The organism is Rhizocola hellebori, from assembly GCF_016862955.1.
Taxonomy (GTDB): domain Bacteria; phylum Actinomycetota; class Actinomycetes; order Mycobacteriales; family Micromonosporaceae; genus Rhizocola; species Rhizocola hellebori.
In genome coordinates this window covers 43,185-68,669 of the sequence record NZ_BONY01000032.1, presented here as the reverse complement: position 1 = coordinate 68,669, position 25,485 = coordinate 43,185, and the positions used below count along the sequence as shown (strand labels likewise).

Sequence of the window (25,485 nt, the reverse complement as noted above, 5' to 3'; positions counted from 1 at the left end):
AGGTCAGGCATCGGCTGGAGCTACGGCTTCGCCGTCCCCGCCTGGGGCCGGCGGGTCCAGCGCCAGTTCAGCTCCTGCGCGTCCGGGGCTGGGCCCGGAAGGGGCTCCTGTTTGGCGTCGTCGGCCGACAGGCCTCTGATCAGCAGCGCGAGATAGCGCTTGCGGAGTTGGCGGGTGCGGTCCGGGTCGGGGAGGCGGATCGCGGCGCACCCCTCAAGCAGGAGATCAAGATCGTCGGGGACGACGTCTGAGCGCAGCCGGCCGCTTTCGTGGGCGCGCTTCACCAGCGTGACCGCAAGCTTGTTGGCGCGCTTGGCATCCTCGTTCATCTCGGGGGTGGGGGTGAAGGTTCCGGCGAGCTTGACGGTGAGGGAGTGCACGTCGGCGTCGACTATGCGCTCGATGAAGCCGGTGAGGCCGCGCCATCCGTCGCTGTCGGCCAGCCCGGTGTCGGCTTCGGCAATGAACCTTTTCAGCCCGTCATGGCACAGCTGGCGCAATAGCTGCTCCTTGCCGGCGTAGCGGCGATAGAGGGCGCTGAAGCCGACGCCGGCGCGTTCGGCGACCGCGGCGATGGGCGCGGACGGATCTTCGAGGAAGACGTTTCGTGCCGCTTCGAGGATGATCGCGTCGTTTCGGACGGCCTGTCCGCGCCGCCCAGGAAGTTTTTCCATGTTTTTGAGCGTAACACTTGGAGCGGAGTGCTCCGCTCTGTTAAGTTGAAACGGAGCGAAACACTCCGTTTGAAATTCACGAGGGAGAACTCCGATGTCTAACGAAATCCGCCCCTTCACCGTTCGGGTCGAGCAAGCTGCCATCGACGACCTCAACCAGCGGCTCAGCCGAGTGATCTGGCCCAACGAGTTGCCGGGCGTGGGTGACGCCTATGGGGTGACCAACGAGCGCGTCAAAGAGCTTGCGGCGTATTGGCTTGACGGCTTCGATTGGCGCGCGTTCGAGGCGAAGCTCAACGCCTACCCGCAGTTCGTCACCGAGATCGAGGGCGAAGACATCCACTTCATCCACGTGCGGTCCGCTCGGCCCGATGCCACGCCGCTGATCCTCACGCACGGCTGGCCCGGCTCCGTGGTGGAGTACCTGCGGGCGATCGAGCCGCTGACCGAGCCCGCCTCGCCGCAGGCGCCCGCCTTCCACGTGGTGATTCCATCGTTGCCAGGCTTCGGGTTCTCCGGGCCGACCAAGAGCAAGGGCTGGAACAAGTACCGCACCGCCCGCGCCTGGGCCGAGCTGATGAGCCGCCTGGGTTATGAGCGCTATGGAGCGGTGGGAAACGACGCCGGTTCGATGATCGCGCCCGAGATCGGCCGCATCGATCCTGAGCACGTGATCGGCGTCCACGTCACGCAGCTGTTCTCGTTCCCGACCGGCGATCCTTCGGAGTTCGAAGGGCTCTCCGAGGCCGACATGGCGGCGCTGGGCAAGCTGCAGTGGTTCTACGAGAACAAGATGTCGTTCAACCAATTGCACAGCCAGCAGCCGCAGACGCTTGCCTTCGCGCTGGCCGACTCGCCGATCGGCCTGCTCGCCTGGAATTCGCAGCTGCTCGGCGAAAGCCTGGACAAGGATTTCATCCTCGCCAATGTGGCCATCTATTGGTTCACCGGCACGGCCGGCTCCTCGACGCGCTTCTACTACGAGGACGCGCACGCTGAGCAACACCCGACCGAGCCGACGACGGTGGCCACCGGGCTGGCGATGTTCTCCGGCGACTTCCAATCGATCCGCCGGTTCGCCGAGCGCGATCACAGCAACATCGTCAGCTGGAACTCCTACGATCCCGGCCTGAAGACGCCGGGCGGCAACGATGCCGGTGGCCACTACGCCGCCCACGAGGCGACCGACCTGCTGATCGCGGATATCCAGCAGTTCTATTCGAAGCTGAGCTGATTGACCTATCGGGGGACAGCGTGGCTCCGGGCATCGCGCCCGGGGCCACGCTGGTGTGTCGGGTCAGGCGCCGTCCTTGTCCGAGTCGGCGCCGAAGACCATCGCGCTCAGGTAACCGTCGCCGTCCTCGGTGACCTTCGCCAGCATGCTGTCCTTGAAGATGGAGTCGTTGTTGTTGAAGGTGTCCCGGCCGGTGTGGGCCGAGTAGGGCTTGTCGGCGAAGACCTTCGTGTTGAGCGCTTCGTCGAACATCATCTGGGTGGTGAGGACGCGATTGTTGCTCACGTGAACCATGGCGTGGATGTGCACTGTCCGCCCCCGGTACCAGCCGGGCCAGACGGTGGTGAATTCGACCACGCCTTCCCCGTTGGTGACCTGAGCCCCGCGTAGGTAACGCTTGTCGTCGGTGGGCACGAGATCGGCTATGCCGCCGTTGCCGCCGCCCGGGCCCGGCCCGCCGCTGGGCGGGGTGCCGCCAGGCCCGCCGCCGCCGGGAGGGGCGCCGCCGCCCGGGCCGCCCCCGCCGCCGGTGGATTGCGCTTCGGCGCCCGAGTAGAGACCGTCGGCGTCACAATGCCAGATTTCTACCACCGCATTTGGTACCGGGGCACAGGTTTCGCTGTCCTGGACCTTGATGGCCACCCGCAAACGTTTGCCCGCTCGGTCTTCGCGGATGTCGCTGCGCACCTTGTCCGCGTCGAAATAGTAGGGACCCTGGGTGGTTTCCAGCGTCAGCGCGCACGCGGCGAGACCGGCGAACAGGTCCGAGCCGGTCGTCCCGGTGGCTGGCGCTGTCGCGGTGGGTGTGCCCTCGGTTTCCTTGGCGCAGGCCGCCAGCACACCGCCCAGGCTCAGCAGGCTCAGTCCGCGGACGAGTGTTCTCCGGCTGACGCGCTGGCCCTCGTGGTCGTGTTCCATTTCTTTCGCTCCCCAACCATCGTCGGTGCCTGATGTGGGCGACCGTATTTGCCGGGGGTAGCCGCAGCCTATGCGCTAGCTGTGCCTGAGCTGTCAATCGACGCGGCCCGCCCGGCTCTGGCCATGGCCGACTTGTAGATCGGGCCTTCGAAGTAGCGACGGGGCAACGCGTTGAGCAACGTGCGCAGGGCACGGGCGGAGAGGGAGGCCGAAAGATCGGTGCTTGGAAGGCCGGGCAGGCCGTAAAGGCGGCGCGCCCACGGCGGCTGCAGACCGAAAGAGGTGGCGGCGACACCGGTGTAGATCAGACGGGCAGGGGTGAGCCCGAGTCGCCACGGCAGTGGCGGAACAGCGAGGAAGGCGAGCGTTTTGGCCGCGTCAGCGGTCATCGCCAGCTCCGGCCGGACGTGTCGGTAGTAGGCGTCGACCTCGGCGGCGGTCGCCGGCACCGATGAGGGGTCCAGGCCGACCAGCTCGGCCGCTCGCAGCTGCTCGGTGTAGTAACCGTCCACTTCGGACTCGGTAAGCGCCACACCGGCCCGCTTCGCGGTGTCGAGGAATGATTCCACCTCGGTGACGTGGACCCATCGCAAAAGGTCAGGCTCGTCGATGCGGAACAGCTCGCCGGTGCGTGGATCGGTGGCGGTCAGTGCGGCATGGATGGACCTGACCCGGCGTCCGGCCGCGCGTGCCTGTGCCGTGGTGCCGTAGACCACTGTTGCAACGTAGTTAATCGTACGCAATAAACGGCCCCAAGGATCTGCTTGGTAGCCGGAATTCTGCACCACGCCGGCGACCGCGCGGGGGTGCAGCGATTGCAGAAAAAGCGATCTGAGGCCGGCCACCATCAGCACCGGCTCGGCATGCACACGCCAGGTCACCGAACCGGGCCCGAAGAGGCCGACATCGCGACTGGAGGCCATGCCCACAACATTGCCACGCCGCACCCCGAATAGACCCGCGGATCCTGGGCACAACAGGAAGGAGGCTCGGACTCCGACACCAAAGGAGGGGATGGGCATGCCACACACCGCAGCGATGACCTACGCCAGCCCAGATGATCTAGCGCAGTTGCGGCGGTTCCTGGATCGTCAGACAGCGCTGGCAGGCAGCACGGCCGACCAGAGCGCCCGGCTCAAGCTGGCTGTCAATGAACTGGTCACCAACACCTTGCGGCACACCTGCCTCGGCGGAGTGCTGCGCGTCTGGTCCGATGAGCAGAGCATCACCTGCGAGGTGACCGACCATGGCCGCCTGCCGCGTCCGGCGATCGGCCCACAGGCAGCGCCCGACGACCCCGACGCGGGTCGCGGTCTGCACATCGTTCAAGAGCTGTGCGACGAGGTGCACATCGAAGCAGGCCCGGGTCGGAACACCGCCCGGCTGTCAGTGTCGCGTTAGGCGCCCCCGCGCACCTCGACCACGGTCAAGGCAAGCGCGGCGTCCTTGGCCGAGACCGCCGTGGCGAGCGCGATCATCTGCTCACGGGTGACGTTGCCGCCGGCGAAAAGCGGAAGATTAGAGCTCAGGATGCCCTGCACCTCTGGAGCGCTGAGCAGGCGAGGCCCGAGCGAGAGCCCGATCAGGCATCTTTCCTGATCGCCTTGAGCGCTGGCGTCGCACTTGGTGGGACCGGAGTTTTGGTAGGCCTCAGTGCTCAGCTCGGTCAGCTTGACCCGGCCCGCCGGCGTGAGCTGCATGTCGACGAACCCCGTGCCAATGCTCTGATCGACGGAGCCCTGCGCGGAAGCGACGTCGTCATTGGTCAGCTTGGCACCATCGAGCAGGAACTTGGTCTCGCCCTGGCAGGTCGTGAATCGCTGGTCGAGTGGAGTGCCTTGAGAGGTCGGCCGAGCGAACAGCTGAGCGCACGTCACGTCGGGCACGTTGAACTGCATCTGTGCCGGAAGCACCTCCACCTCCGCCGGGGTGAGCTCGCCGAAGACTGCCAGTTTTGCGCCGTCGCCGGCGTCAAGGTGGCTTGGATCCTGAATGTTCAGTGCCACCTGATAGGCCTCACCCAGCTTCGCGATGACCGCATCGAGCGTCGAGGCGGGCCCGAACCTGAGTGGGCCATCAGGCTTTCCGCCGGTGAGGCTCAGCACCTTGCGTACATGAAGGCGGTGCGACTGCGCGACGGCTCGCAGCAACCGCTCCGCGGGCAGCCCGGTCACGCTCAGCTCGACAGTTCGGGAATCTATGAGCGAAACGTGCGGGCTGATCAAGCCCAGGGCCAGGGCGCGGCTGACCAAAAGGGCGTTCAGCGCGGGGAAGCTGGCGATCGGCCCGTCGTTCCGCAAGACGAGAAACGACCTGGTTTCGGTCGGCTGAACCGGCTGCGCGCCCTGCGATGACCAATTCGGCAGGAAGACCACCAGCGTCACGAGCACGACGGCCAGTGGCGCGGCTATGGCGCGCTTTGCCTTGGTGTGACGGGCCCGGCGGATGAGCAGGTCGACCTCGGCGACCGGGGGAGCGGACCTGGCCAGCTGGGCCAGCTCTTCATGCAGATTCATTTCCCGACCTCCACGGTCTCGTCCGCCCCGGTGTGGATGAGGCGGCGCAACTTGGCCAAGGCGTCGGAGGTCTGGCTTTTCACCGTACCGACGGCGCAACCCATGGCTGCGGCTGTTTCCGCTTCGGACAGATCCTGGTAGAACCGCAGCACGATGACCGCACGCTGTCGCGCCGGGAGCTTCGCCAGCGCGGCGGCGAGGTCGATCCGCTGCGCAGTGCGGTCGGACTGATCGTGCACGGCCTGCTCGCGGGCGCTGGTCTCGGGCAGCTCGCGCCGGGCGAACCTGCGCCACCAGCTGATGTGGTCATTCACCATGATCTTGCGGACGTAGGCCTCCGGATTGCCCCCGGTAGAGAGGCGCCGCCAGCGCACCGCGGCCTTCACCAGCGCCGCCTGGACCAGTTCCTCGGCCTGGGTCCGGTTACCGGTCAGCAGGTACGCGGCCCGCGACAGAGCCGGCCCGCGAGCCAGCACGAATTCGCGGAACCCCTCATAAGGATCCACAGGACCTCCCGTTCTCGTGTGGTACACGGCCGGGCGGTCACCGAGGTTGGGTCAATGCGACTCGCGCGAGACCCGGTTGCCGCTGGAGCCGATGAGGAAGTCGCAATCGGCGCCGGTGTCGGCCCCCATCACCGTGTTGACGTAAAGCCATTCCCAGCCCCGGCGCGGTGTGGCCAAGCGGTCGCGCATCGCCTGCGACGGCTCACGGGCATCGAGATCCTGCTGAGGCAGATCGATGTCGAGACGGCGGGCCCCGACATCGAGAATGATCCAGTCTCCGGTTTGGACCTTGTCGAGCGGACCCCCGGCGGCGGCCTCGGGCGCGACATGCAGCACCACGGTGCCATAGGCGGTGCCGCTCATCCGTCCATCGCAGACCCGGACCACATCGCGCACGCCCTGTTTGAGCAGCTTGGTGGGTAGCGGCATATTGGAGACCTCGGGCATGCCGGGATAGCCCTTGGGACCGCACCCGCGCAGCACCAGCACCGAGTCGGCATCCACCTCGAGGTCGGGGTCGTCGATGCGGGCATGGAAGTCTTCGATCGAGTCGAAGACCACGGCACGGCCGCGGTGGCGCAGCAGGTGCGCAGAAGCGGCGGCCGGCTTGATGATCGCGCCGTTGGGGGCCAGGTTGCCACGCAGCACCGCGATGCCCGCCTTCGGCTGCAGCGGCTCGTCGCGAAGGCGGATCACTTCCCTGTCCCAGATCTCGGCGTCGGCCAGCGAATCGACCAATGGCGCGCCGAGCACGGTCACCGCATCGTGGTCGAGCAGATCGACAACCTGGCGCAGCACAGCCGCCAGCCCGCCCGCGCGGTAAAGGTCTTCCATGAGGAATCTGCCCGCGGGCTGCAGGTCGACCAGGAGCGGCACGTCTGCGCCGACCCGATCGAAGTCGTCGAGCGTCAGCGGCACGTTGAGCCGCCCGGCCAGGGCCAGTAGATGCACCACCGCATTGGTGGAGCCGCCGATCGCGGCGAGCGCCACGATTGCGTTGTGGAACGACCCGGTGGTGATCACCTGGCTCGGCCGCAGATCGCGGGCGACCATATCGACGATCACTCGCCCGGCCTCGTGGGCCCGGGTCAGCAGCCGGCTGTCCGCGGCGGGGATCCCAGAGCTTCCGGGCAAGGTCATGCCAAGCGATTCGGCGAGCAGGCCCATCGTGGAGGCGGTGCCCATGGTGTTGCAGTGACCCCGGCTGCGGATCATCGAGGAATCGGACTGCAGAAACGCTTGCTCCGGCAGGCTTCCCGCCCGAACCTCTTCGGACAGCCGCCAAACATCGGTGCCGCAACCCAAGGGCGCGCCCCGGAAGGTGCCCGTCAGCATGGGACCACCGGGCACCACCAGTGCGGGCAGGTCGACCGAGGCGGCCGCCATCAGCAGCGAGGGGATGGTCTTGTCGCAGCCACCGAGCAGGACGACCGCGTCAATCGGGTTGGCGCGCAACATTTCCTCGATGGCCATCGCGGCCATGTTGCGCCACAGCATCGCGGTCGGCCGCACCTGGGTCTCGCCGATGGACACCACCGGCAGGTTGTGCGGGACGCCGCCCGCCTCCCAAACGCCGCGCTTGACGTGCTCGGCGACCTCGTTGAGGTGGCTGTTGCACGGGGCCAGATCGGAGGCGGTGTTGGCGATCGCGATCTGTGGCCGGCCCTGGAAAGCGGAGTCGGGCAGGCCCCGGCGCATCCAGGCGCGATGGATGTAGGCGTTGCGGCCGCCAGTGGCGTACCAGGCGTCGCTGCGCAGCTCGGTCATCGGCACTTCTTCCAATAGTTTGAAAGAGGGTCTACTATCCGAAACACCGTGGACGATACTCCAAGCGAGACGATCGGGGAACAGGCCAAAAGCCTGGTCGGCGCAGACCGGGTGCTGGCCGTTCTCGCCGAGCTTGCGCGCCATTCCGACGGTGTGGGCCTCGATGAGCTGGCCCGAGCCGTCAACAGCCCCAAGCCGACCGCCCACCGCGCGCTGGCCGCGTTGCGCCGCGCCGGATTCGCCGCGCTCGACGGCCGCGGAAGATATGTGCTGGGCGACGAGTTCCTCCGGCTCGCCTTCGCCCATCACGAAGCGCGACCCGACCATGTCCGCGTCCAGCCCGCCCTTCGCATGCTGGCAGACCATTTCGGGGAGTCCGCCCACTATGCGGTCCTCGACGCCGCGACCGTTGTCTACCGCTCGAAGGTGGATCCGTCCACCGGCGCGGTGCGGCTGACCTCCACCATCGGCGGGCGCAACCCCACCCACAGCACCGCGGTCGGCAAGCTGTTGCTCAGCTATCTGCTGCCCGACGAAGCCGCGGTCGCCCGGTGGCTAGGAGAACGCGAGCTGGAGCGCCGCACCGAAAACACCATCGTCACCGCGCGGGCGCTTGCCCAAGAGCTGCAAGCGATCCGCGAGCGCGGCTACAGCGTCGACGATCAGGAGAACGAGCCCGGCATCGTTTGCCTTGCCGTGCCGGCCTTTCTCACCTCGCCCACGATGCCCTCCGGAGCGGTCAGCGTCTCCGCGCCCGCCTACCGCACGCCGCTCACCCAGCTGGTCGCCGGCGTTGACCTGATCCGAGCCGCTGTCGCGGGGTCGGTTCACCAGTGATGCGCGCCTTTGTCATTACCGGGCCGGGCCGCGCGGAGGTGCAACAGGTCGAGGAGCCCGTGCCGGGAGCGCGGGAAGTGGTCGTTGATGTGGAGCGTGCCGGCGTATGCGGCACGGACATGGAGTTCTACTCCGGTGAGATGGTCTATCTCCATACGGGCCAAGCGGCTTACCCGATCCGGATAGGTCATGAGTGGTGCGGTGTCGTCTCTTCGGTGGGGGCCGGAGCCGATCCGGCGTGGCTGGGAAAGCGGGTCACCGGCGACACCATGCTCGGCTGCGGCCATTGCCCGCGATGCGCCGCGGGCCGGCAGCATCTGTGTGCCGACCGGTTCGAGACAGGCATCCGCAACGGGTGGCCCGGCGCGCTCGCCGAGCGGCTCCTCGTCCCGGCTCGTGCTCTGCAAACCTTGCCGGACAACGTCGACGCCACCCTGGGCGCGCTCGTCGAGCCGGGCGGCAATGCTCTGCGGGCAGTCCGCGCCGCTGCGCTCGCGGCCGGTGACCGGCTGCTGGTGCTCGGTCCGGGCACCATCGGTTTGCTGGCCGCCCAGTTCGCCAGGGCGCAGGGCGCCGAAGTCCATCTGCTCGGTCTGCCCGGTCCAGCCCTCGATTTCGCGCGTGGCCTTGGCTTTCCGAACACGTGGACGGCCGACACCCTGCCCGCGCTGCGCTGGGACGCGGTCATCGACGCCTCCAACGCGCCCGCCCTGCCCGCGCTCGCGCTCGATCTGGTCGAGCCCGGCCGCCGAGTTGTCTACATTGGACTGTCCGGTGAGCCGAGCACGATCGATACCCGCGCCATCGCGCTGAAGGACGTCACCGTCGTGGGCGTGCTCAGCGGATCGGGCGGCCTGGCCGGCGCCGTCGACCTCTACGCCTCAGGCGTGGTAGACCCGCATCCACTCATAGCCGCCACCGTCGGCCTCGACGACGTCGCCGAGGTCCTCGCCGGTCGCCGACGGGCGCAGTGGGGCCACGCCCCGAAACTCCACATCGATCCCCGCCGCTGAGCCGGCGCCGGGGGCTATGCGGGTGGGGCCGAAGCGGCGGGTCCCCACGCCGCTAGCCAGCCCGGGGGCAACACGGGCGGGGCTGACGGGGCCGATGCGGCCGGGGGTTCCACGCCGCTGAGCCGGCCCGGGGGCTACGCGGGCGAGGGCGGATGCGGCGGGGGTCCCGCGCCGCTGTGCCAGCGCCGCGGGCTACGCGGGCGGGGCTGGCGGGGCGGATGCGGCCGGGGGTTCGGCTGCGGTGGGGACGGCGGGCTCTGCTGGCGGTAGGGCCGTGAGGACGGCGGGCTCTGATGGGGGTGGGGCGGTGCCGCGCAGGCGGAGCATCGCGGCCACGGCCACTCCGGCGCCGAGCGCTATTACCGCGGCCACCAGAAGCCGGGCGGTGGTGGTGCCCCAGGGCAGCGGGGTGATCGAACGGTGGAAGACCGCCGCGTTGGTCATTCCGGCGAACAGGCCCACCGCCGCACCGCCGAGGGCCAGCGCGAAATCGCCGTCGCCCTTGGGTTTGGTCAGCGCATAGATGCCGGCCGCGATAGCGACCAGCGAGGTGACCGTGTTCCAGAGCTGGGCGGTGAAGAGCTGGCCGAGGATGGGCAGCGCCGACGAATACCCGGCGTCGAGCTCCCGGCCGACCGCGTAGACCAGGCCGACCGCGCCAGCGGCGATGGCGAGCAGAGCCAGCGGGACGCGGGGGCGGGCGGTGAGGCCGAGCAGAGCCAGCAGCGCGCCACCGCCGATGGCGGCGAGCCACCACAGCCAGGAGGCCCCCGGCGGTACCCAGTCGAGGGTTCCCTTGAGCTGAAGAGGTGTGGCGTCCACCCGCATCGGGACGGTCCAGTCCCGCAGGTGGTGCTCCCGGCCGGGGTCGGCCCGGACGACATCGGGCTGCTGCGGTGAGGTCCACAGGGCGCGCTGGTCGTGCCAGCGGTACATCGGCTCGTCGGAGACCTTGTTCCAGACCGGCGGAACGGTCGGGTCGGCGTGGGCCGGCGGGTCCACGTGCGCGATGGTGATGTTCAGGTACGTGGCGGGGGAGTGGAAGTTCTCATAGACACCGTCGGGCCGGATCTCGAGATAGGGCTCACCCTGATAGCCGAGAACCTCGATGTTGCGCCCTGTCCGGTTGGTCAGCTGAAGCCGTGCGCCCGCCTCGATGGTGCGGATTTCCAGCCCGTCGAGCGCGGGGGTGCTGGTGATGGCGCTGCGGTAGTTGGTCGCGTCGGGTGCGTCTGCGCCATGGGCGAAGGCCGGGGAGGCGGTGGAGAGGATCAGGGTGAGTGCCACGGCCAGCGTGGCACCCACCTTTCGCGTCAGCATGAGTGCTGATGCTAACTCGCAGACGGCGTCGGCACCGGTCCGCCGGATGCCGCGGCCACAGCGGCGAGGATGGCGGCCGAACCGCCCTGAATCTTCTTGCCATTGACGAACACCGTGGGGGTACCGGTCACACCCGCCTTAGTGGCGTCGTCGCTGACCTTGCCGGCCCAGCTGACGTATCGCTTGCTCTTGACGCACGCTTCGAAGTCGTCGCCGAGCCCGATGCCCTTGCCGAACTCGATGAGCTGGGCGTCGGTGGGGCCGTCGCCGCCCTCGGCGGGCTGGTTGGCGAAGAGCACGTCGACGTACTCGTTGAACTTGCCCCCGTCCGCCGCGCAGGCCGACGCGGCGGAGGCGCGGGTGGAGTACTTGTTGCTGGAGAACCGGTCCAGGTAAGCCACCGGATGCTGCACCAAAGTGATCTTGTTTTCGGCGACCAGCTGTTTGATGGCCGCATTGGTCTCATCGTGAAAAGTCTTGCAGTGCGGGCAGATGAAGTCGATGTAGTCCTCGACCACGACCGGCCCCGAGCCGGTGACGATCGCGTTGCCTTCGGCGTTGGCGTTGGCCGGGGTGTGCACCTCGCTCGCCTCGTGGCTGAGCAGCAGCATCCAGGCGACCATCCCGACTATGGCCACGCCGAAGACGACGAAGACTGTGGTCCAGATCATCCGTTTGCGGCGCTTCTCGGCGGCAAGCTGCTCGCGAACCATCCGGGCGGCAGACGTCTTGTCCCGATCCCGTTTATTCATTGTCGTTTCCCTCACTATCCACAATGGACGGACTATTGATCCAGCCGTCGAGGGAGAACCGGCTGATCGGGTACACAATCAAAAAGATCGCCATAGCAAGATAAAGGACATCCCACGCAATGCTGGGCAGATAGTTCGGAGTCTCGCCTTCAGCCAAAACCCCACCCTTGCTGAAGCACCCGCAATCGATGTTGAGACCGCGGCCCCAGGCCGACGAGATGGCTGCGATGAAGACCACCAGCACCGCGGCGCTGATCCACGCGGCGATGTAGGTGGCCAGGCCGATCAGGAGCAGAAGCCCGAGCGCGATCTCCAAGAAGGGCTGAACCCGCCCGACCGTCACCGCGACGGTGTTGGGAAGCAACTCATAGGCGACCACCGAGCGGCTGTTCGCCTCCAGATCGCTGATCTTGAGCGTTCCGGCGACCAGGAAGATCCCGGCCAACCCGAGCCGGACGAGCAGACTGACCCAGGGTTGGGCCCGATCCCACTTACTCACGCCTTGCCCCTCGAACGCGACGACGCGCGGCCCGATTTATGCCGCTAAGGCCGTAACGACGTCGGCAACAAGATCGGCTCGGGCGCGGGCCACCCGGGATCGGATCGTCCCGATCGGCACCTCGAGGGTCGCGGCCGCCTGCTCATAGCTCAGCCCGAGCAGCTGGGTGAGCACGAAAGCCTCACGTCTGGCCGCGGAAAGCCGGTTGAGCAGGGCCGCAGCGCTGATCTGCCCGGACGGATCGGGGTGGGGCAACTCGGTCAGCGACTCGGTGGCCAGCCGGGCTTCGAGCCGGCGTTTGCGGATCACCGCTCGCAGATGGTCCGCGCAGGTGCGCCGGGCGATCCCGAGCAGCCAGGTGCGCACGCTGGACCGCGCCTCGAACCGGGGCAGCGCGCGAAAGGCCCGCAGATAGGTTTCCTGGGTGAGATCATCGGCGGCGTTGACATCGACCAACGCCGCTACGAAACGCCACACCTCTTCCTGGGTGGCTCGCACGAAAGCCACCTGAGCTGCGGAGTCGCCGTCGCGCGCGGCGATGGCCCAGCGGGTGGGCGCATCGAGGGCGGGCGGCGGGTTCACGGTGAGCAAGCCTACGTGTTCAACACCGTGGGAACTGGATGCCCTCTTCGAGCGACTACCCGCGCATGACGCAGAGCTGTGAGGAAATGCGCACGGCGCTGTCCGCTCGCCTGGACGCTGAGGACACCGGCCTGACCCAGGCCACCCTCCTAGATGATCATCTAGCTGGCTGCGCGGACTGCCGAGCCTGGCAGGCCGCCGCCGAACAGGTGACCTTGATCATTCGTCAGCCGATGGGGGTACCAGACCTGACCGCCCCGATCCTGGCCGCGGTAGCGCAGCAGAGGCAAGCCGACTTCGCCGGACGCAAACGGATCCTGCAGATCGCGCTCGGGCTCTCCGCCGTGGTCCAGCTGGCGCTGGCCATCCCGGGTCTCCTCGTGGCCGGGGTGGATCTGCACACCAGCCGGGAGGCGGCGTCCTTCGACATCGCTCTCGCGGTCGGCTTCGCGCTCGCGGCCTGGTGGCCGGAACGGGCCCGCGCCTTCGTCCCGGTCGCGTTCGTGCTGGCCGGCTGCCTCACGCTGACCAGCGCCTTCGACATCGCGGCCGGCGCGACACTGGTCGCGCACGAAATCTCGCATGTGGCCGCGCTGGCCCAAGCCGGATTGCTGCTCGCGTTGTCGCGACGGGTGTCGTCCGGTCGCGCTTCCGCCCCGCGCCAGGTGACCGTCGCATGATCAAGCGTGTGGGTTTCATCGTCCTAAGTGGACTGCTGCTCGTACTCGGGGTGGCCTCGCCCGCCCAGGCGCACGCCGTGCTCACCAAGTCCAACCCGGTGGCCAACTCCGTGGTTCAGGAAGCGCCCAAGCAGGTCGTGCTGACCTTCAGCGAATCCATCACCCCGGTCAACGAGAAGATCCGGGTGATCGGGCCGGACGGCAAACGGGCCGACAACGGGAAGATCACGGTCGAGGGTGGGGTGCTGCGCATCGGCATGGCCGACAACCCGGCCCGCGGCACGTATCTGGTCAGCTATCGGGTCATCTCGGCCGACTCCCACCCGGTACCGGGCGGATTCACCTACTCCTACGGACAGCAGTCGGCGACCCCGGCCGAGCTGCCGCAGCAGGAGGTCGAGAACACGGCGGTCAGCAACCTCATCAAGTTCAACAAATACCTGGGCTATCTCGGCCTGGTGCTCCTGGTGGGTGCCGCGTGGGTGCTTGCGCTGCTGTGGCCGGCCCGGCTCGAGCGGCGTCCCGCCAAACGGGTGCTGTGGATCGGGTTTGGGATCGTGGGGCTCACCACAGTCGCCGGGCTCTATCTGCAGATCCCCTATACGAGCGGCAACGCGCTCTTCTCGGTCGACGGCACGGCGGTCTCCGACGTGATGGAAAGCCGGTACGGCGTCGCGATGCTGGTTCGGCTCGCGGTGCTCGCTGTGGCCGCGATCCTGCTGCGGCCCATGCTCAACGGCACCTCCGGCAAGACCGACCGGGCCCTCGCGCTCATCCTCGCGGTGTTGGGCGCGCTGACGTACTCGGCCGCCGGCCATCCGGCCGCCTCACCGGTCCCGGCGGTCTCGATGGCCGCCGACGCACTTCACCTTGGCGGGGCGGCGTTCTGGCTCGGCGGGCTGGTCATGCTCGCGCTTTTCCTGTTGCGCCAAGCCGACGAGCGGGAAGCCGAAGCGATCCTGCCGGTGTGGTCGCGCTGGGCCGGGTTCGCGGTCTCCGTCGTGCTGCTCTCCGGCGTCATGGCCGCCCTGATCGAAGTCGGCACGGTGTCCGCGTTGCTGGAAACCACCTACGGCCGTTGGCTCGTGGTCAAGCTGGGACTGGTGAGCCTGCTTCTGCTCACGGCCTGGTTCTCGCGCAAGCTCGTGCCAAGGCTGGAAACCGGCAAGCTGCGCCGGCTCGTCATCGTGGAGCTGGTCATCGCGGCCATGGTGCTCGGCGTGACCGCGGTGCTGACCCAGACCACCCCGGCCCGCACAGCCGAGGTGAGCTCGCAGACGCCCACCCAACCGGGCTACTTCACGGCAACCCTTGACAGCTCGCTCTATCAGCTTCAGGTGGAGATCGACCCGGCCCGGGTCGGCAACAACCTGGTGCACCTCTTCGCCTACGGCCCGGACGGCAAACCCGTCCTGGTAGTGGAATGGAAGGTGACCGCGGCCCTGCCGGCGGCGGGCGTGGAACCGATCGAGGTGCCGACGCTCAAGCTCACCGACAACCACGCCACCGGTTCCATAACGCTGCCCACCGCGGGCGCCTGGGAGTTCCGGTTCACGCTTCGCCTCACAGAGTTCGACCAGGACACGGTCGCCGTCACGGTACAGGTCAAGTAAGGGGACATCATGAAAAAGGTCGCGACGATCCTGCTGGCCGCCATCGGCGTGCTGGCGATCGCCACGCCAGCCGCCGCGCACGTGACGGTCAACCCCGGCCAGGCGACGCAGGGCAGCTATGCCCGGCTCGCCTTCCGGGTGCCGACCGAGTCCGACACGGCAAGCACCACCAAGCTCGAGGTGCAGATGCCGGAGAACGCGGCTCTCGAGTCGGTGTCCACGCAACCGGTACCGGGCTGGACCATCGCGGTGACCAAGAACGGCGACAAGGTCTCGGTCATCACCTGGACGGCGTCCGCGGGCGCCGCCATCAAACCGGGCGAGTTCCAGGAGTTCGCGATCTCGGCCGGCCCCATGCCGACCGGCGTGGATCAGGTGTTGTTCAAGGCGTTGCAGACATATTCCGATGGCACCGTGGTGCGCTGGATCGACCCGCCCAAGGAGGGTGCGGAACATCCCGCTCCCGCCCTCAACCTTGTTCCCGCCGCCAGCCCATCATCGGTTCCCTTGGCGGACAACAACACCGGCACCAACAACGGGCTCGCCTGGGCGGGGCTCGGCGTGGGCATTGTCGCTCTGATCCTTGCCGGGCTTGCACTTGTCCGGTCCCGCCGGTCTTAAATACGCCAACGCCTTTCAGCCCTCACACCCGCATCCTGGGTGTGGGGGCTGCGTTGTCCTGGTTGGACACGTCTTGGTGGGAAGGGCGGGGCATGCGCGTTTTGCGGGTGGTTCTTGGGATTCTGACGTTGCTACTCGCCACGCCGGTTCTGGTGGCCGGCGCCGTGGGCTGGTGGACGATGCAGCATCGCAGCCCCGACGGTGCCTTCAAAGCAGACCTCGCCCCCCTCTCCGCCGAAAACCGGGTGGTGGTCGTCCCCGACGTCGACGCCGTCCTCCGCCGCGACGCACCTTTCGCCCGCGCCGACCAGACCGAGCTTCGCCTCACAGCCGACAGCGGCTCCTTTGTCGGCATGGCCACCCCCGCCGATCTCGCCGCCTACCTCACCGGCGTCAACTACACCGAGATCTCCGGAGTCAGCCTCGGCCGCGGCCCGCTGGCAATCCAGACCCGCGCCATCGCCGCCCCCAGCCAACAACCCACCGCCCCCAGCGATCAGCCCACCGCCAACACCGGCGACCAGCCCACCGCCCCCAGCGACCAGCCCACCGCCAACACCGGCGACCAGCCCGCCGCCTCTGGCGATCAGCCCGCCGCCACCGGCGGCCAGCTTGCCCCACCTTCAGCGCAGCAGTTCTGGCTCCGCGCAGCCACCGGCGAACTGCGCTGGACCCCCACTACCGACCGCGACCGCCATCTGGCCCTGATCGTGGTCGCCCCACCCGGCGATGCCCCGATCCGCCTGAGCGTGGCCCTCACCGCCGGCTGGCTCAATTCCACCACCTGGGGCTTGCTCATCCTCGGCCCGGTCCTGCTGCTCCTCGGCCTGGCCGCCCTGGCCTGGCCCCAGCGCCCCCGAGAAATCGTCTACGTCGTAGACGCCCCCACCGCCAGCGCCGGCTTCACCCTGCCCGCCCCCCGCTCCCTCCCACATCTCTTCCGCCGTCCCGCTCTTCCCGCCTCCGACCTGCCCATCACCCCGATTCCTGCCCCCACCTCCGCCGCAGGTATCCCGGTAGCCGGCGGCGCGCCCGCCCCTTCCGCCTACACCGCCACCCCCATCAGCCCCGACGCCCCACCCTCGCTCCCGACCCAATTCACCTTCCAGCCCTCCCCGCCCTTCCAGCCCGAGCTGACCTGGCCCCCTGCGGAACCTCCAACCACGACCGAGTCCGCCCGGGAAATCCCCACGCAAGAGCTCCCCACCATCGACGCTGAAAACCCCATGCCCACCGAAGGGATGCAGCTGCATTTCGCCAAACCCCAATAACCCCATTGCGCCGCTGCGTCGTGGTCGCTCGCCGTATCTCCCGGCGGCAACGCCACCTCCGTGCCTACTCACCCCCGGCGGCCGCGCCGTCGATCCGCAGCCGCTAGATCATCCCCAAGCCCCGCCGCGCACGACCACTCTTAGCGGGTATGTCCATCTCTGCACCAGACAGGCGGCGCAGAGATGGAGGTGCCGCGCACATCGCCGCTTCCGCCGCTGCCCGCCGCGCTGCTGCCGCCTCTGCCTACTGCTCCCGTGGCACCTGCATCTCTGCGTTAGGGCAGTGAGGCAGAAGTGGAGGTGCGAGTGACCACTACGTGCCGACGCCAAGAAATGAGATTTCAGCGGCGAGTGGCCTGCCGCGCGCGCGACAGGCCACTCTCACCGGGGGAACGGTGTCTCCACACCTACGTCGGGGGACGACGTGCGGCTTGCTCCAGATTAGATAAATATGTCAGATCGGACAAGTCTGTCTAATCAGGTTGGGTGGTGGGATAATGGCGAATCGGCACGAAAGCGATCAATGCAAGACTGAGCAGGGTAAAAGCGTTGCGCGCCAGAAACTCTTTGACGGAGTCGGTGGGCTGGGCGGCGACGCCGTAGTCGTGGACGCTGACCACGCCGTAGACGGTGACCGCGTAGCCCGCGATGGCTAGCAGCCAGGCGCGGGCGGCGAGCGCAGCGAGCAGGGCGGGGACGAACCAGTAGAGGTGATGTGGCCAGGTGATGGGGCTGATCAGGCTGCCGACCAGGCCGGTGATGGCGAGTGCGGCCACCTCGTTGCCGTTGCGGTGAGCGATGACGGCGCGCCAGAGTCCAAAGGCGAGGACGGCTAGCGCCAGAGCCACCCAAATCACCCGATTGGGTTCGGCCGGAGCGACCAGGCGGTGTAGCAGGCCGAGCAGTGACTGGTTGCCGGTGATGTCGGTGCGTCCGACGCGGGTCGTGTCCCAGAGAGCTGCGGTCCAGAAGTCCCAGGAGGCCCGGGGCGCGACCACGGCGGTGATCACAGTGGCGGCGACGGCGGTGACCATGGAGGTGATCGCGGCGCGCCATTGGCGGGTGAGCAGCAGATACAGGATGAAGATCCCGGGCAGCAGCTTGATGGCCGTGGCCAGTCCGATCCCGACGCCCATCCACCGGCTCCCGCGTGGGCGCAAGACCAGCAGATCCATCAAGACCAGCAGGACCAGCAGCATGTTGATCTGGCCAAGCGGGATGGTCTCACGCATCGGCTCGGTGATGAGGATCAGCGGGATCGCGAAGATGACCCATTTGAAGTCGAGTTTGAGCGCCCGGAAGATCCAGATCGTGGTGACGATGGTGGCCGCGACGGTGCCGATCGTGAGGAGCACTTCGACCAGGCCGAGGGGCAGAAGCGAGAACGGAAGCAGGAGCAGCGCGGCAAAGGGCGGGTAAGTGAAATAGAGATACTTCTGCAGGAAGTCGGGCTGTGAATAGTCGTAGAGGTCGTGACCCGAGGTCCACCAATCGAGCGCTCGCATGTAGATCTTGAGGTCGAAGAAGTGATGACCGGTGTTGTACAGCGAGTAGAACACCCAGCCCGAGGCCGCGACGACGAGAGCAAAGAGGGCGTAGCGGGTCTTGCGCTGCATGGCCGAAACCCTAATGCAGCCCCCAGGTCGTAGGCTGTGGCGGTGGCAGATCTTCGAAGTATTGGCTCCGATCGACTCGTGTGGATCGACTGTGAGATGACGGGTTTGTCCGCACGGGACTCATTGATAGAGGTAGCCGCCCTGGTCACCGACCCTGACCTCAACGTGCTGGGCGACGGGGTCGACATCGTGATCCACGCCGAGGAGGCGGCGCTGGCGGGCATGGTGGACATCGTGCGCCTGATGCACGAGAAGTCGGGGCTCACCGAGGAGGTCCGCAAATCCACGGTCACCGTGGCCGAAGCCGAGGACAGGGTTCTCGACTACGTGACCCGCTACGTCCCCGAGGCGCGGACGGCGCCGCTGTGCGGCAACTCGATCGCCACCGATCGCGGCTTCATCATTCGGGACATGCCACGGCTCGACGCGCACCTGCACTATCGGATGATCGACGTTTCGTCGGTGAAGGAGCTGTGCCGTCGCTGGTACCCGCGGGTGTATTTCGGGCAGCCCGAGAAGGGTCTCGCCCACCGGGCCCTGGCCGACATCCGGGAGAGCATCCGCGAGCTGCGCTATTACCGCGAGACGATCTTCGTGCCGCTCCCCGGACCGGATGTCGAGGAAGCCAAGCGAATCGCAGCGGAGGTTACCCGCTCGACAGCTACCTAGAAGGTGTGGCTATCATTGGCGGGCGCGCAAGTGCATGGTGGTCGTAGCTCAGCTGGTAGAGCACCCGGTTGTGGTCCGGGATGTCGCGGGTTCGAGTCCCGTCGATCACCCCAAATCCCAGACTTGGACTCCCCCTTGGCGGGGGAGGTCCAAGTCTGCTGTTTAAGCCGTTGGTGAGGCGGTCGGGCTCGGGCCCGCCGCCGGCGGCGTGTAGGGGATTGCCGACCCCTTGGCGTACTCCTCGAAGGTCTTCGTCCAGTGGGTCCAGCCGTCGCCGTACTTGAGCGCCTGACCGGTGTTCACGGTGATCACCGGATCGCCAACCATGGTCTGCTCGAAGAGCCACTTTGCGTCGTCGGCCGACATGTTGATGCAGCCGTGCGAGACGTTGCGGATGCCCTGGCTGGCCACTGACCACGGCGCGGAGTGGATGTGCTCGCCGCCCCAGGTGATGCGCTGGGCGTAGTCGACTGGCGTGACGTATTTTTCCCGCGCGTTCGGATCGTTGCGGGTGTCGAAGATGGTGTGTTCCTTCTTCTCGATGATCACCATCACGCCCGAGGACGACTGCCAGGTGGGCTTGCCGAGGCTGACCTTGATGCGCCGGATCTCCTGCCCGTCCTTGGTGACGATCATCACCTTGGGCGCGATCGCATCGTCGACCGACATCACGAGCTGCCTGGCGGCCGTCGTGGTCAGGGTGACGTTGCGCACGCCGAAGTAGCCGTCGCCGCAGGGTATGCCGCCCACACGGGCGTCCACGAAGATCTTGGTGCCCGGCTTCCAGAACTCCTTGGGGCGCCAGTGCAACTCACGCGGCGTGTACCAGGCCCAGACTCCCTCGACCTCAGGCTCAATCTTGACCATGAGCCGCCGCTGCACCCCGGCGCGGGCATCCTTGGGAATGTCGCGGCTCATCTGGAAGATGAGCGGCATCCCGGTGCCGATCTCCTTGTTGTCGGGCAGGAAGCTGGTGAAGCGAACCTCGTTGGTGGGCTTGGCCATCACGGTGAACTTCGTGGTCGCGGTGACGGTCTTGCCATCGTCGCCGGTGGCCGAAAGCGTTGCCGTGTAAGCGGCTCCGTAGGTGAGCATCTTGGCTGGAATCCAGCCGGCGCCGTCGGGGTGCATCTCCCCGGCGATCGATGCGCCGTTGGCGTCGGTCAGCTCGAACTTGCTCTCTTTGGCTTCCTTGGTGGTGAAGACGAACTCCGCGCCGGCGTAGACGTTGGTCGCGTCCGCCTCGGGAGTGGTGATCGTCGCCGAGGCCTTGGGTGGCGGATCCTTCTTATCCCCGGCATTGAAGGACGGCTTGTTGGTACAAGCTGCCACTCCCGCCAGGCCGGCCCCTGCAAGGCCGATGGCGGCGAGCGTATGACGACGGGTGGGCATGATCTCCTCACCGAAAAATCGAGGGGTGGTCCCACTATCGTGCCCGCCGATTACCGCTGCGGCAACGCGCTTCCCTTCAAATGCTCTGACCAGCTCTCATTCCAGGCGGTAAATCCGTTGCCGCGTGCCAATGCCACTTCTGTGCCACGGACTGTGACCGGGTCGCCCACATGGGTGATGCCGAACAGCCACTCCGCGTTCTCCCAAGACATGTTTATGCAGCCATGGGAGACGTTGTTGTAACCCTGATCACCCACGGACCAGGGAGCGGCGTGGATGAACTCGCCACCCCAGGTGATCCGCTGCGCGTAGGAGATGTCGGCGCGATATTGGTCGCCCGGTTCGCCGGTGGTGTCGAAGACCGTGTGCACGGCCTTATCCATGATCACCATTGTGCCCGAGGAGGACGGGGTGCTGGGCTTGCCAAGGCTCACCGGCATGCTGCGGATGTCTGCGCCGTTCTCCTTGACCGTCAGCTGTTTGGTGGCGTTGTCCACGAACAGTTCTATCCGGTTCTTGGCGATGGTGGCGGTGGCCCGCCGATCGGTGTCGCCGAACTTCCCCCCGCCCAGCGGCTGGCCGTCCAATGCCGCGCGCACGGTTATCTTGGTACCAGGCTGCCAGTACTCCGGCGCGCGGTACTCGACCTGGTGCGCGGCGACCCACGTCCAGGCACCCTTCTGTTCCGGTTCCGTGGTGACGAAGAGCCGCTTCTCGACCGAGGCGCGGGCACTGTCTTCCACATCATCGGTGAACTCGACCACCACCGGCATCGCGATGCCATATTCGTTGCCGTCGAACAGATAAAGGCCGGTGCCGACGCGGTGTCCGGGCTCGGCCATGGTGGTGAAGGCACTGGTCTGGGTGACCTCTTTTCCGTCCTGCCCGGCGACGACCGCGGTCGCGGTGTAGCGGGTGCTGAACGCGAGCGGCAGATCTGGTACCCACGAAGAAAGGTCTTGGCGAAGATTCCCGGCGACCGGCTTTCCGGCGGCGTCGTGGAGGGCGACGGTTTTGAGGGTGCCGTTCTTGACCGTGAGCCCGATCTCGGCGCTGATCGGCACTCCCGCCGTTTCGGTGGCGGGATCCATGGCGACCTCGGCGAGCGGTACGGTGATCGCGGGCTGCTCGGGCACCTCCGCTTTCGGGGTAACGCTGGTGCAGGCCGAGATCAGCGCGAGGAGAGTCAACCCACTTAGAACCCTAATCCGCATGAAACTCATGTTGGCGCATCATTTGCCATCATGTGGGCGATTTAAGAAATCCGGAGCACCCCCTTGACCAGCCCCACTCAGCGCCAGCTGACGCTTGCGCAGGTAGCCGCCTTCGCCGAGGAGGCGTTCGGGCTGCCGGTCGCGCAGGCCGCCCCGCTGGAAGGCGGCACCTTCGCCGCGGTCTGGAAAGTGGGCTTGGTCGATGGGCGCGAGGCGGTGCTCAAGGTCGGGCCGCTGCCCGGGGTGCCGATCCTCATCTATGAACGCGACATGATCAGGTCGGAGGCCGAATACTTTCGCCTGGTTGCCGCGAAGGCGCCCGAGGTGCCGGTGCCGCGGGTGCTGTTTAACGGCGATGATTGGCTGTTCACCAGCATGCTTGCGGGCACACCGCTTTCGAAGCTGCCCGAGCCGGAGCACGCCGGAGTGCGCGAGCAGCTGGGTGCGGCGCTGGCCCGCGTGCACACCATCACCGGCACCTTCTTCGGCTACCCGGGCGACCGTCCAAACGCGACCGACTGGCCGACCGCCTTCGCCGCCATGATGGAGGCGCTGCTGCAGGACGCGGTCGTCTGGCAGGTTGCGCTTCCTGTGTCAGCGCAACGGATCCGCGATGTGGTCGCTGCCGCGGCACCGGCCCTGGGCGAGGTGCGGACTCCGGTGCTGGTGCACTTCGACCTCTGGGACGGCAACGTGCTGGCGCACGAAGGCAAGCTGACCGGCCTGGTCGACGGCGAGCGCTACCTCTACGGCGATCCGCTTATCGACTTCGTCTCGCCCGCGATTTTCCGCAACCTGGAAGACGAGCCCGATCACCCGTTCCTGCGCGGCTACGGCGAGGTGGCGCTCTACGGCCTTGCGCGGCAACGGCTTGTCCTCTACCGGCTCTACCTCGACCTGCTCATGCACGTGGAGGTGCCCAGCCGCGGCATCACCGACCCGCGCCGGATCGGTTTCGTGGCTGAGCACCTGGTGCGGCAGGTGGAAGCGCTGGAGCGACTCAGTTAGTGGCGTTCATCAGGTCCAGGGCGCTGTGCTGCCGCGCGGCGTCGGTCTTGTCGACCGGGCCGATCCAGCGCAGCCCATAGGTGTCCAGCGGGGTGCGGTTCTGGGCGAATGCGGTATCGGCTTGCCGGCGAAGGTAAACGGCGAAGGGACGATCGCTGAGTGCCAGGTTGAGCGCGCCCAGCCCGCGCGCGAAAGCGCCCTTGAACGACGGCCCGTCGGCGCCACAATCGCCGCCCTCGCAAGGATCGCGCAGGATCCCATTGCTGTTAAGCTGGCCGCTGGTCGTGGACGCGTTGCCCAGTTGCCTTGCCCGCGTGAGCAATCCCGCGTCGCCGGTGGCCCTGCTCAGCTCGGTCAGCCCGGCCATGAGCACGCCCTGGTTGTATGACCAGACCGCCGAGCCGTTATTGCGGCACGTGCTCAGGTCAATCCCATCGTTGACCAGATTTGAACTGTTTATCATCTGGGTACCTTGGAACCACGCCCATCCGGCTTGAGCCCTTTGCAAATAAACGGTGTCGCCCGCGATCCGGTTGTGCAGAGCCGCATTGAGCTGGATGTAGAGGCTGTTGGAAATCGCGTTCTTGTAGGTTCGCGCGGTGCTCCACCAGACTCCTCCGCCGCAAACGCCGTCCCAGTAACGGAACATGTGGTCGGCATCGGCTCGAGCCGTGTTGAGGTAGCGGCTGTCGCCGGTGACGTCGAAGGCGCCGACCCACGCCATGCCCCACCAGCCGGTGTCATCGATGAAGTCGTTGCGGAAGCTTCCCTGATGCGCGTTGAGGTTTCTGTTGTAGGTGTTGGCTATCGCGTACCGGTAGCTCGGCATGCCGGTCACTTTGACGCTGTCGATGATCGCGGTTAGGGCGTTGGCCGAGTTCCACCAGCCGGTGGTGTCGAACAGGCCGGTGCCCTGGTTGTAGAGCATCATCAGGCCGGTCGCGGCGGCCGTGCTGCGGTTCCAGGCGTTCCATGTGGTGCGGGCCCACGCCGTACAGGCGACCTCCGGGCGATCGCCGGCCTTGCCGCACGCGCGCAGCGCCCCGACGCCGTTGGTGGCCCAATAGTCGTTGTTGTACATCAGAGTTCGCCAGCCGCGTTGCCCGGCCGGGATCGCGGTGTTGCCCAGCAATCCCTCCCAGCCACGGCCGCCGTCTAGCGAGCGATCCAGCCAGACCCGGTCGCCGGGGTTGCCGTTCTCGATCGAGGCCCATCCCATCGCGTCGTTGTCGTTGAGGTGCAACACGACCCGGCGGCCCCAGACGGTCGAGGACACCGGTTGGCGATCGCTGGTGGACAACCCCGGATCGCGCGCGTCGCAGTACCGGTTGCAGATGACCGCCTGCGGGGTGGGCCCCACGACCGCGGCGATCTGGGTGCCGGCAACAACCGCAAGGGCGATGGTGACGATGGAGCGGGAAGTCCGCATAGGAAACTCCTGCCATTGGATCTCCGGAGAGCGCTCTCTGGTCACAAAGCTACCTATTTCAGCGATGCGGGTCAATGGCTCCCGGACGCGGTTACTTCACCGCGATGCGGGCGGCGCGGTCGCGCAGCAGCGCTCGTTCCCGCTCGTTGCGGGTGAGCTGTGCCGCGCGTTCCAGCTCGGCGTGGGCCTCGGCTGTACGGCCCAGTTTGGCCAGGAAATCCGCGCGAACGCTGGGCAGGAGGTGGTACCCGGAAAGAGCAGGCTCGGTCAAAAGCGAGTCAACGATTTCGAGCGCCGCCTCCGGGCCGAACGCCATGGAAACCGCCACCGCCCGGTTGAGCTCCACCACCGGCGACGGAGTCAGGGCGCCCAGCGTTTCATACAGCCGCGCTATCTGCGCCCAATCTGTCTGCTCGGCGGTGGTGGCGCGGGCGTGACAGGCGGCGATCGCGGCCTGCACCTGATAGGGCCCGGGGGAGTCGGTGAGCTGCTCGGCGCGTTGCAGACCGGCCAGCCCCCGCCGGACCAGCAGCCTGTCCCAGCGGGCGCGATTCTGGTCGAGCAGCAGAATCGGCTCGCCGGAAGGCCCTGAGCGGGCGCGCAACCGGGAGGCTTGGATCTCCATCAGGGCGAGCAGGCCGAGCACTTCGGGCTGGTCGGGGGCGAGACCGGCCATGATCCGGCCCAGGCGCATGGCGTCTTCGCAAAGCGCGGGACGCATCCAGTCGTCGCCGGTGGTGGCGGAGTAGCCCTCGTTGAAGATGGCGTAGATGACCTCCAGCACCGAGGCCAGCCGGGGCGCGAGTTCTTCGCCCTCCGGAATTTCGAACGGGATCCGTTGCTGGGCAAGGGTTCGCTTGGCGCGCACGATGCGCTGCGCGATCGTGCTTTCCTGGACAAGGTAGGCGCGGGCGATCTCCTCGGTGGTCAGCCCGCCGAGCAGCCGCAGCGTGAGCGCTACCCGCGCCTCGGCGGGCAGGACCGGATGGCAAGCGGTGAAGACCAGGCTCAGCAGATCGTCGCCTATATAGTCGTCTACCGCGGCGGCCACCTCGGCCTCAAAGCTGGCCTGATGGGTCTCCAGGTCACGCCCGAGCTCGGCCACCTTGCGCTGCAAGGTTTCCTCGCGCCGGAACAGGTCGATGGCGCGGCGTTTGGCGACCGCCATCAGCCAGGCGCCGGGGTTCTGCGGAACTCCCTCGGCGGGCCACTGTTCGAGCGCGGCGACCAGGGCGTCCTGGGCCAGCTCCTCGGCCAGGCCGACGTCGTGGACCATGCGGGTGAGGGCGGCGATCAGCCGGGCGGACTCCATGCGCCAGACCGCATCGATCGCCTGATGCGTCTCCCCTGACAC

General features: G+C 67.3%; 25 protein-coding genes and 1 tRNA gene. 11 read left to right on the top strand and 15 right to left on the bottom strand.

From position 1 onward, the window contains the following. Nucleotides 1-20: 20 nt before the first annotated feature. Complete coding sequence (locus tag Rhe02_RS25135; RefSeq protein ID WP_203910805.1) at nucleotides 21-674, bottom strand: TetR/AcrR family transcriptional regulator; 654 nt, start codon at nucleotides 672-674, stop codon at nucleotides 21-23. 94 nt (nucleotides 675-768) lie between these two features. Between Rhe02_RS25135 and Rhe02_RS25130 the strand changes: the two genes are divergently transcribed. After that, nucleotides 769-1,908, top strand: a complete 1,140-nt coding sequence (locus tag Rhe02_RS25130) for an epoxide hydrolase family protein (RefSeq protein ID WP_203910804.1) — start codon at nucleotides 769-771, stop codon at nucleotides 1,906-1,908. 63 nt (nucleotides 1,909-1,971) lie between these two features. Here Rhe02_RS25130 and Rhe02_RS25125 read toward each other — a convergent pair whose 3' ends face one another. After that, entirely contained in the window at nucleotides 1,972-2,826 is an 855-nt protein-coding gene (locus Rhe02_RS25125) for an intradiol ring-cleavage dioxygenase (RefSeq protein WP_203910803.1), read from the bottom strand. 68 nt (nucleotides 2,827-2,894) lie between these two features. Next, the gene (locus Rhe02_RS25120) at nucleotides 2,895-3,749 is read right to left on the bottom strand and encodes an oxygenase MpaB family protein (RefSeq protein ID WP_203910802.1); all 855 of its coding nucleotides are present in this window, start codon (nucleotides 3,747-3,749) and stop codon (nucleotides 2,895-2,897) included. A 97-nt stretch (nucleotides 3,750-3,846) separates the two neighbouring features. On the opposite strand from Rhe02_RS25120, the gene Rhe02_RS25115 reads away from it, so the two are divergent. Beyond that, a complete protein-coding gene (locus Rhe02_RS25115; protein WP_203910801.1) occupies nucleotides 3,847-4,227 on the top strand; it encodes an ATP-binding protein in 381 nt (126 codons plus the stop codon). Here the strand turns inward: Rhe02_RS25115 and Rhe02_RS25110 are convergent. From Rhe02_RS25110 to Rhe02_RS25100, 3 genes are read right to left on the bottom strand one after another with little or no spacing between them, the layout of a single operon-like run. Then, a complete protein-coding gene (locus Rhe02_RS25110; RefSeq protein ID WP_203910800.1) occupies nucleotides 4,224-5,342 on the bottom strand; it encodes a hypothetical protein in 1,119 nt (372 codons plus the stop codon). The genes Rhe02_RS25115 and Rhe02_RS25110 overlap by 4 nt on opposite strands. Then, nucleotides 5,339-5,848, bottom strand: coding sequence for a SigE family RNA polymerase sigma factor (locus Rhe02_RS25105; protein ID WP_203910799.1), 510 nt, complete (start codon nucleotides 5,846-5,848; stop codon nucleotides 5,339-5,341). The genes Rhe02_RS25110 and Rhe02_RS25105 overlap by 4 nt, the downstream gene beginning before the upstream one ends. Nucleotides 5,849-5,899: 51 nt before the next feature. Continuing rightward, nucleotides 5,900-7,615 (bottom strand): IlvD/Edd family dehydratase, encoded by a 1,716-nt coding sequence (locus Rhe02_RS25100; RefSeq protein WP_203910798.1) that lies wholly within the window; start codon nucleotides 7,613-7,615, stop codon nucleotides 5,900-5,902. 48 nt (nucleotides 7,616-7,663) lie between these two features. Here Rhe02_RS25100 and Rhe02_RS25095 point away from each other — a divergent pair, with 48 nt between their 5' ends. Continuing rightward, nucleotides 7,664-8,452: an IclR family transcriptional regulator gene (locus tag Rhe02_RS25095; RefSeq protein WP_239124036.1), complete on the top strand. Its 789-nt coding sequence runs from the start codon at nucleotides 7,664-7,666 to the stop codon at nucleotides 8,450-8,452. Further along, on the top strand, nucleotides 8,452-9,465 hold the full coding sequence (locus Rhe02_RS25090) for a zinc-dependent alcohol dehydrogenase (RefSeq protein ID WP_203910797.1): 1,014 nt from the start codon (nucleotides 8,452-8,454) through the stop codon (nucleotides 9,463-9,465). The genes Rhe02_RS25095 and Rhe02_RS25090 overlap by 1 nt, the downstream gene beginning before the upstream one ends. 192 nt (nucleotides 9,466-9,657) lie before the next feature. On the opposite strand, the gene Rhe02_RS25085 is transcribed toward Rhe02_RS25090, so the two are convergent. Genes Rhe02_RS25085 through Rhe02_RS25070 form a run of 4 tightly spaced genes read right to left on the bottom strand, consistent with a single transcriptional unit; the run spans nucleotide 9,658 to nucleotide 12,618 of the window. After that, nucleotides 9,658-10,785: a hypothetical protein gene (locus Rhe02_RS25085; RefSeq protein ID WP_203910796.1), complete on the bottom strand. Its 1,128-nt coding sequence runs from the start codon at nucleotides 10,783-10,785 to the stop codon at nucleotides 9,658-9,660. Between the two features lie 11 nt (nucleotides 10,786-10,796). Then, entirely contained in the window at nucleotides 10,797-11,537 is a 741-nt protein-coding gene (locus Rhe02_RS25080) for a DsbA family protein (RefSeq protein WP_239124035.1), read from the bottom strand. Beyond that, nucleotides 11,530-12,036, bottom strand: coding sequence for a MauE/DoxX family redox-associated membrane protein (locus tag Rhe02_RS25075; protein ID WP_203910795.1), 507 nt, complete (start codon nucleotides 12,034-12,036; stop codon nucleotides 11,530-11,532). Before Rhe02_RS25075 ends, Rhe02_RS25080 begins: the two co-directional genes overlap by 8 nt. 36 nt (nucleotides 12,037-12,072) lie before the next feature. Then, entirely contained in the window at nucleotides 12,073-12,618 is a 546-nt protein-coding gene (locus tag Rhe02_RS25070) for a sigma-70 family RNA polymerase sigma factor (protein WP_203910794.1), read from the bottom strand. Between the two features lie 86 nt (nucleotides 12,619-12,704). Here Rhe02_RS25070 and Rhe02_RS25065 point away from each other — a divergent pair, with 86 nt between their 5' ends. The 4 genes from Rhe02_RS25065 (at nucleotide 12,705) to Rhe02_RS50590 (ending at nucleotide 16,803) form a co-directional block, all read left to right on the top strand. Then, nucleotides 12,705-13,298 carry a zf-HC2 domain-containing protein gene (locus tag Rhe02_RS25065; protein WP_203910793.1) on the top strand — a complete coding sequence of 198 codons (594 nt, stop codon included), beginning with the start codon at nucleotides 12,705-12,707 and terminating at the stop codon, nucleotides 13,296-13,298. Further along, nucleotides 13,295-14,911, top strand: coding sequence for a copper resistance CopC/CopD family protein (locus Rhe02_RS25060; RefSeq protein WP_203910792.1), 1,617 nt, complete (start codon nucleotides 13,295-13,297; stop codon nucleotides 14,909-14,911). The genes Rhe02_RS25065 and Rhe02_RS25060 overlap by 4 nt, the downstream gene beginning before the upstream one ends. A gap of 9 nt (nucleotides 14,912-14,920) precedes the next feature. Continuing rightward, entirely contained in the window at nucleotides 14,921-15,532 is a 612-nt protein-coding gene (locus Rhe02_RS25055; protein ID WP_203910791.1) for a YcnI family copper-binding membrane protein, read from the top strand. A gap of 92 nt (nucleotides 15,533-15,624) precedes the next feature. Beyond that, nucleotides 15,625-16,803: a hypothetical protein gene (locus Rhe02_RS50590; protein WP_203910790.1), complete on the top strand. Its 1,179-nt coding sequence runs from the start codon at nucleotides 15,625-15,627 to the stop codon at nucleotides 16,801-16,803. A gap of 473 nt (nucleotides 16,804-17,276) precedes the next feature. Here Rhe02_RS50590 and Rhe02_RS25045 read toward each other — a convergent pair whose 3' ends face one another. Next, nucleotides 17,277-18,419 (bottom strand): glycosyltransferase family 87 protein, encoded by a 1,143-nt coding sequence (locus Rhe02_RS25045; RefSeq protein WP_203910789.1) that lies wholly within the window; start codon nucleotides 18,417-18,419, stop codon nucleotides 17,277-17,279. A gap of 36 nt (nucleotides 18,420-18,455) precedes the next feature. On the opposite strand from Rhe02_RS25045, the gene orn reads away from it, so the two are divergent. Beyond that, entirely contained in the window at nucleotides 18,456-19,088 is a 633-nt protein-coding gene (gene orn / locus Rhe02_RS25040) for an oligoribonuclease (protein ID WP_373320691.1), read from the top strand. Nucleotides 19,089-19,125: 37 nt separating this feature from the next. Next, nucleotides 19,126-19,201: transfer RNA gene (locus tag Rhe02_RS25035), tRNA-His, on the top strand. Nucleotides 19,202-19,250: 49 nt separating this feature from the next. Here the strand turns inward: Rhe02_RS25035 and Rhe02_RS25030 are convergent. Then, on the bottom strand, nucleotides 19,251-20,480 hold the full coding sequence (locus Rhe02_RS25030) for a L,D-transpeptidase (protein WP_203910787.1): 1,230 nt from the start codon (nucleotides 20,478-20,480) through the stop codon (nucleotides 19,251-19,253). A 50-nt stretch (nucleotides 20,481-20,530) separates the two neighbouring features. Further along, nucleotides 20,531-21,694 carry a L,D-transpeptidase gene (locus Rhe02_RS25025; RefSeq protein WP_239124033.1) on the bottom strand — a complete coding sequence of 388 codons (1,164 nt, stop codon included), beginning with the start codon at nucleotides 21,692-21,694 and terminating at the stop codon, nucleotides 20,531-20,533. A gap of 63 nt (nucleotides 21,695-21,757) precedes the next feature. Between Rhe02_RS25025 and Rhe02_RS25020 the strand changes: the two genes are divergently transcribed. Next, entirely contained in the window at nucleotides 21,758-22,702 is a 945-nt protein-coding gene (locus Rhe02_RS25020; protein WP_203910785.1) for a phosphotransferase family protein, read from the top strand. Here Rhe02_RS25020 and Rhe02_RS25015 read toward each other — a convergent pair. Both Rhe02_RS25015 and Rhe02_RS25010 read right to left on the bottom strand, forming a co-directional pair. Further along, nucleotides 22,695-24,131: a glycoside hydrolase family 76 protein gene (locus Rhe02_RS25015; RefSeq protein ID WP_203910784.1), complete on the bottom strand. Its 1,437-nt coding sequence runs from the start codon at nucleotides 24,129-24,131 to the stop codon at nucleotides 22,695-22,697. The two genes, Rhe02_RS25020 and Rhe02_RS25015, sit on opposite strands and share 8 nt — an antisense overlap. A 91-nt stretch (nucleotides 24,132-24,222) precedes the next feature. Next, complete coding sequence (locus Rhe02_RS25010) at nucleotides 24,223-25,485, bottom strand: RNA polymerase sigma factor (RefSeq protein ID WP_373320689.1); 1,263 nt, start codon at nucleotides 25,483-25,485, stop codon at nucleotides 24,223-24,225.

Coding starts and splice junctions, on each gene's coding strand:
- Rhe02_RS25080 (WP_239124035.1), bottom strand. CDS start 11,537: ATGAATAAACGGGATCGGGACAAGACGTCTGCCGCCCGGATGGTTCGC.
- Rhe02_RS25115 (WP_203910801.1), top strand. CDS start 3,847: ATGCCACACACCGCAGCGATGACCTACGCCAGCCCAGATGATCTAGCG.
- Rhe02_RS25060 (WP_203910792.1), top strand. CDS start 13,295: ATGATCAAGCGTGTGGGTTTCATCGTCCTAAGTGGACTGCTGCTCGTA.
- Rhe02_RS25065 (WP_203910793.1), top strand. CDS start 12,705: ATGCGCACGGCGCTGTCCGCTCGCCTGGACGCTGAGGACACCGGCCTG.
- Rhe02_RS50590 (WP_203910790.1), top strand. CDS start 15,625: ATGCGCGTTTTGCGGGTGGTTCTTGGGATTCTGACGTTGCTACTCGCC.
- Rhe02_RS25110 (WP_203910800.1), bottom strand. CDS start 5,342: ATGAATCTGCATGAAGAGCTGGCCCAGCTGGCCAGGTCCGCTCCCCCG.
- Rhe02_RS25100 (WP_203910798.1), bottom strand. CDS start 7,615: ATGACCGAGCTGCGCAGCGACGCCTGGTACGCCACTGGCGGCCGCAAC.
- Rhe02_RS25125 (WP_203910803.1), bottom strand. CDS start 2,826: ATGGAACACGACCACGAGGGCCAGCGCGTCAGCCGGAGAACACTCGTC.
- Rhe02_RS25120 (WP_203910802.1), bottom strand. CDS start 3,749: ATGGCCTCCAGTCGCGATGTCGGCCTCTTCGGGCCCGGTTCGGTGACC.
- Rhe02_RS25135 (WP_203910805.1), bottom strand. CDS start 674: ATGGAAAAACTTCCTGGGCGGCGCGGACAGGCCGTCCGAAACGACGCG.
- Rhe02_RS25130 (WP_203910804.1), top strand. CDS start 769: ATGTCTAACGAAATCCGCCCCTTCACCGTTCGGGTCGAGCAAGCTGCC.
- Rhe02_RS25025 (WP_239124033.1), bottom strand. CDS start 21,694: ATGCGGATTAGGGTTCTAAGTGGGTTGACTCTCCTCGCGCTGATCTCG.
- Rhe02_RS25030 (WP_203910787.1), bottom strand. CDS start 20,480: ATGCCCACCCGTCGTCATACGCTCGCCGCCATCGGCCTTGCAGGGGCC.
- Rhe02_RS25045 (WP_203910789.1), bottom strand. CDS start 18,419: ATGCAGCGCAAGACCCGCTACGCCCTCTTTGCTCTCGTCGTCGCGGCC.
- Rhe02_RS25085 (WP_203910796.1), bottom strand. CDS start 10,785: ATGCTGACGCGAAAGGTGGGTGCCACGCTGGCCGTGGCACTCACCCTG.
- Rhe02_RS25015 (WP_203910784.1), bottom strand. CDS start 24,131: ATGCGGACTTCCCGCTCCATCGTCACCATCGCCCTTGCGGTTGTTGCC.
- Rhe02_RS25090 (WP_203910797.1), top strand. CDS start 8,452: ATGCGCGCCTTTGTCATTACCGGGCCGGGCCGCGCGGAGGTGCAACAG.
- Rhe02_RS25055 (WP_203910791.1), top strand. CDS start 14,921: ATGAAAAAGGTCGCGACGATCCTGCTGGCCGCCATCGGCGTGCTGGCG.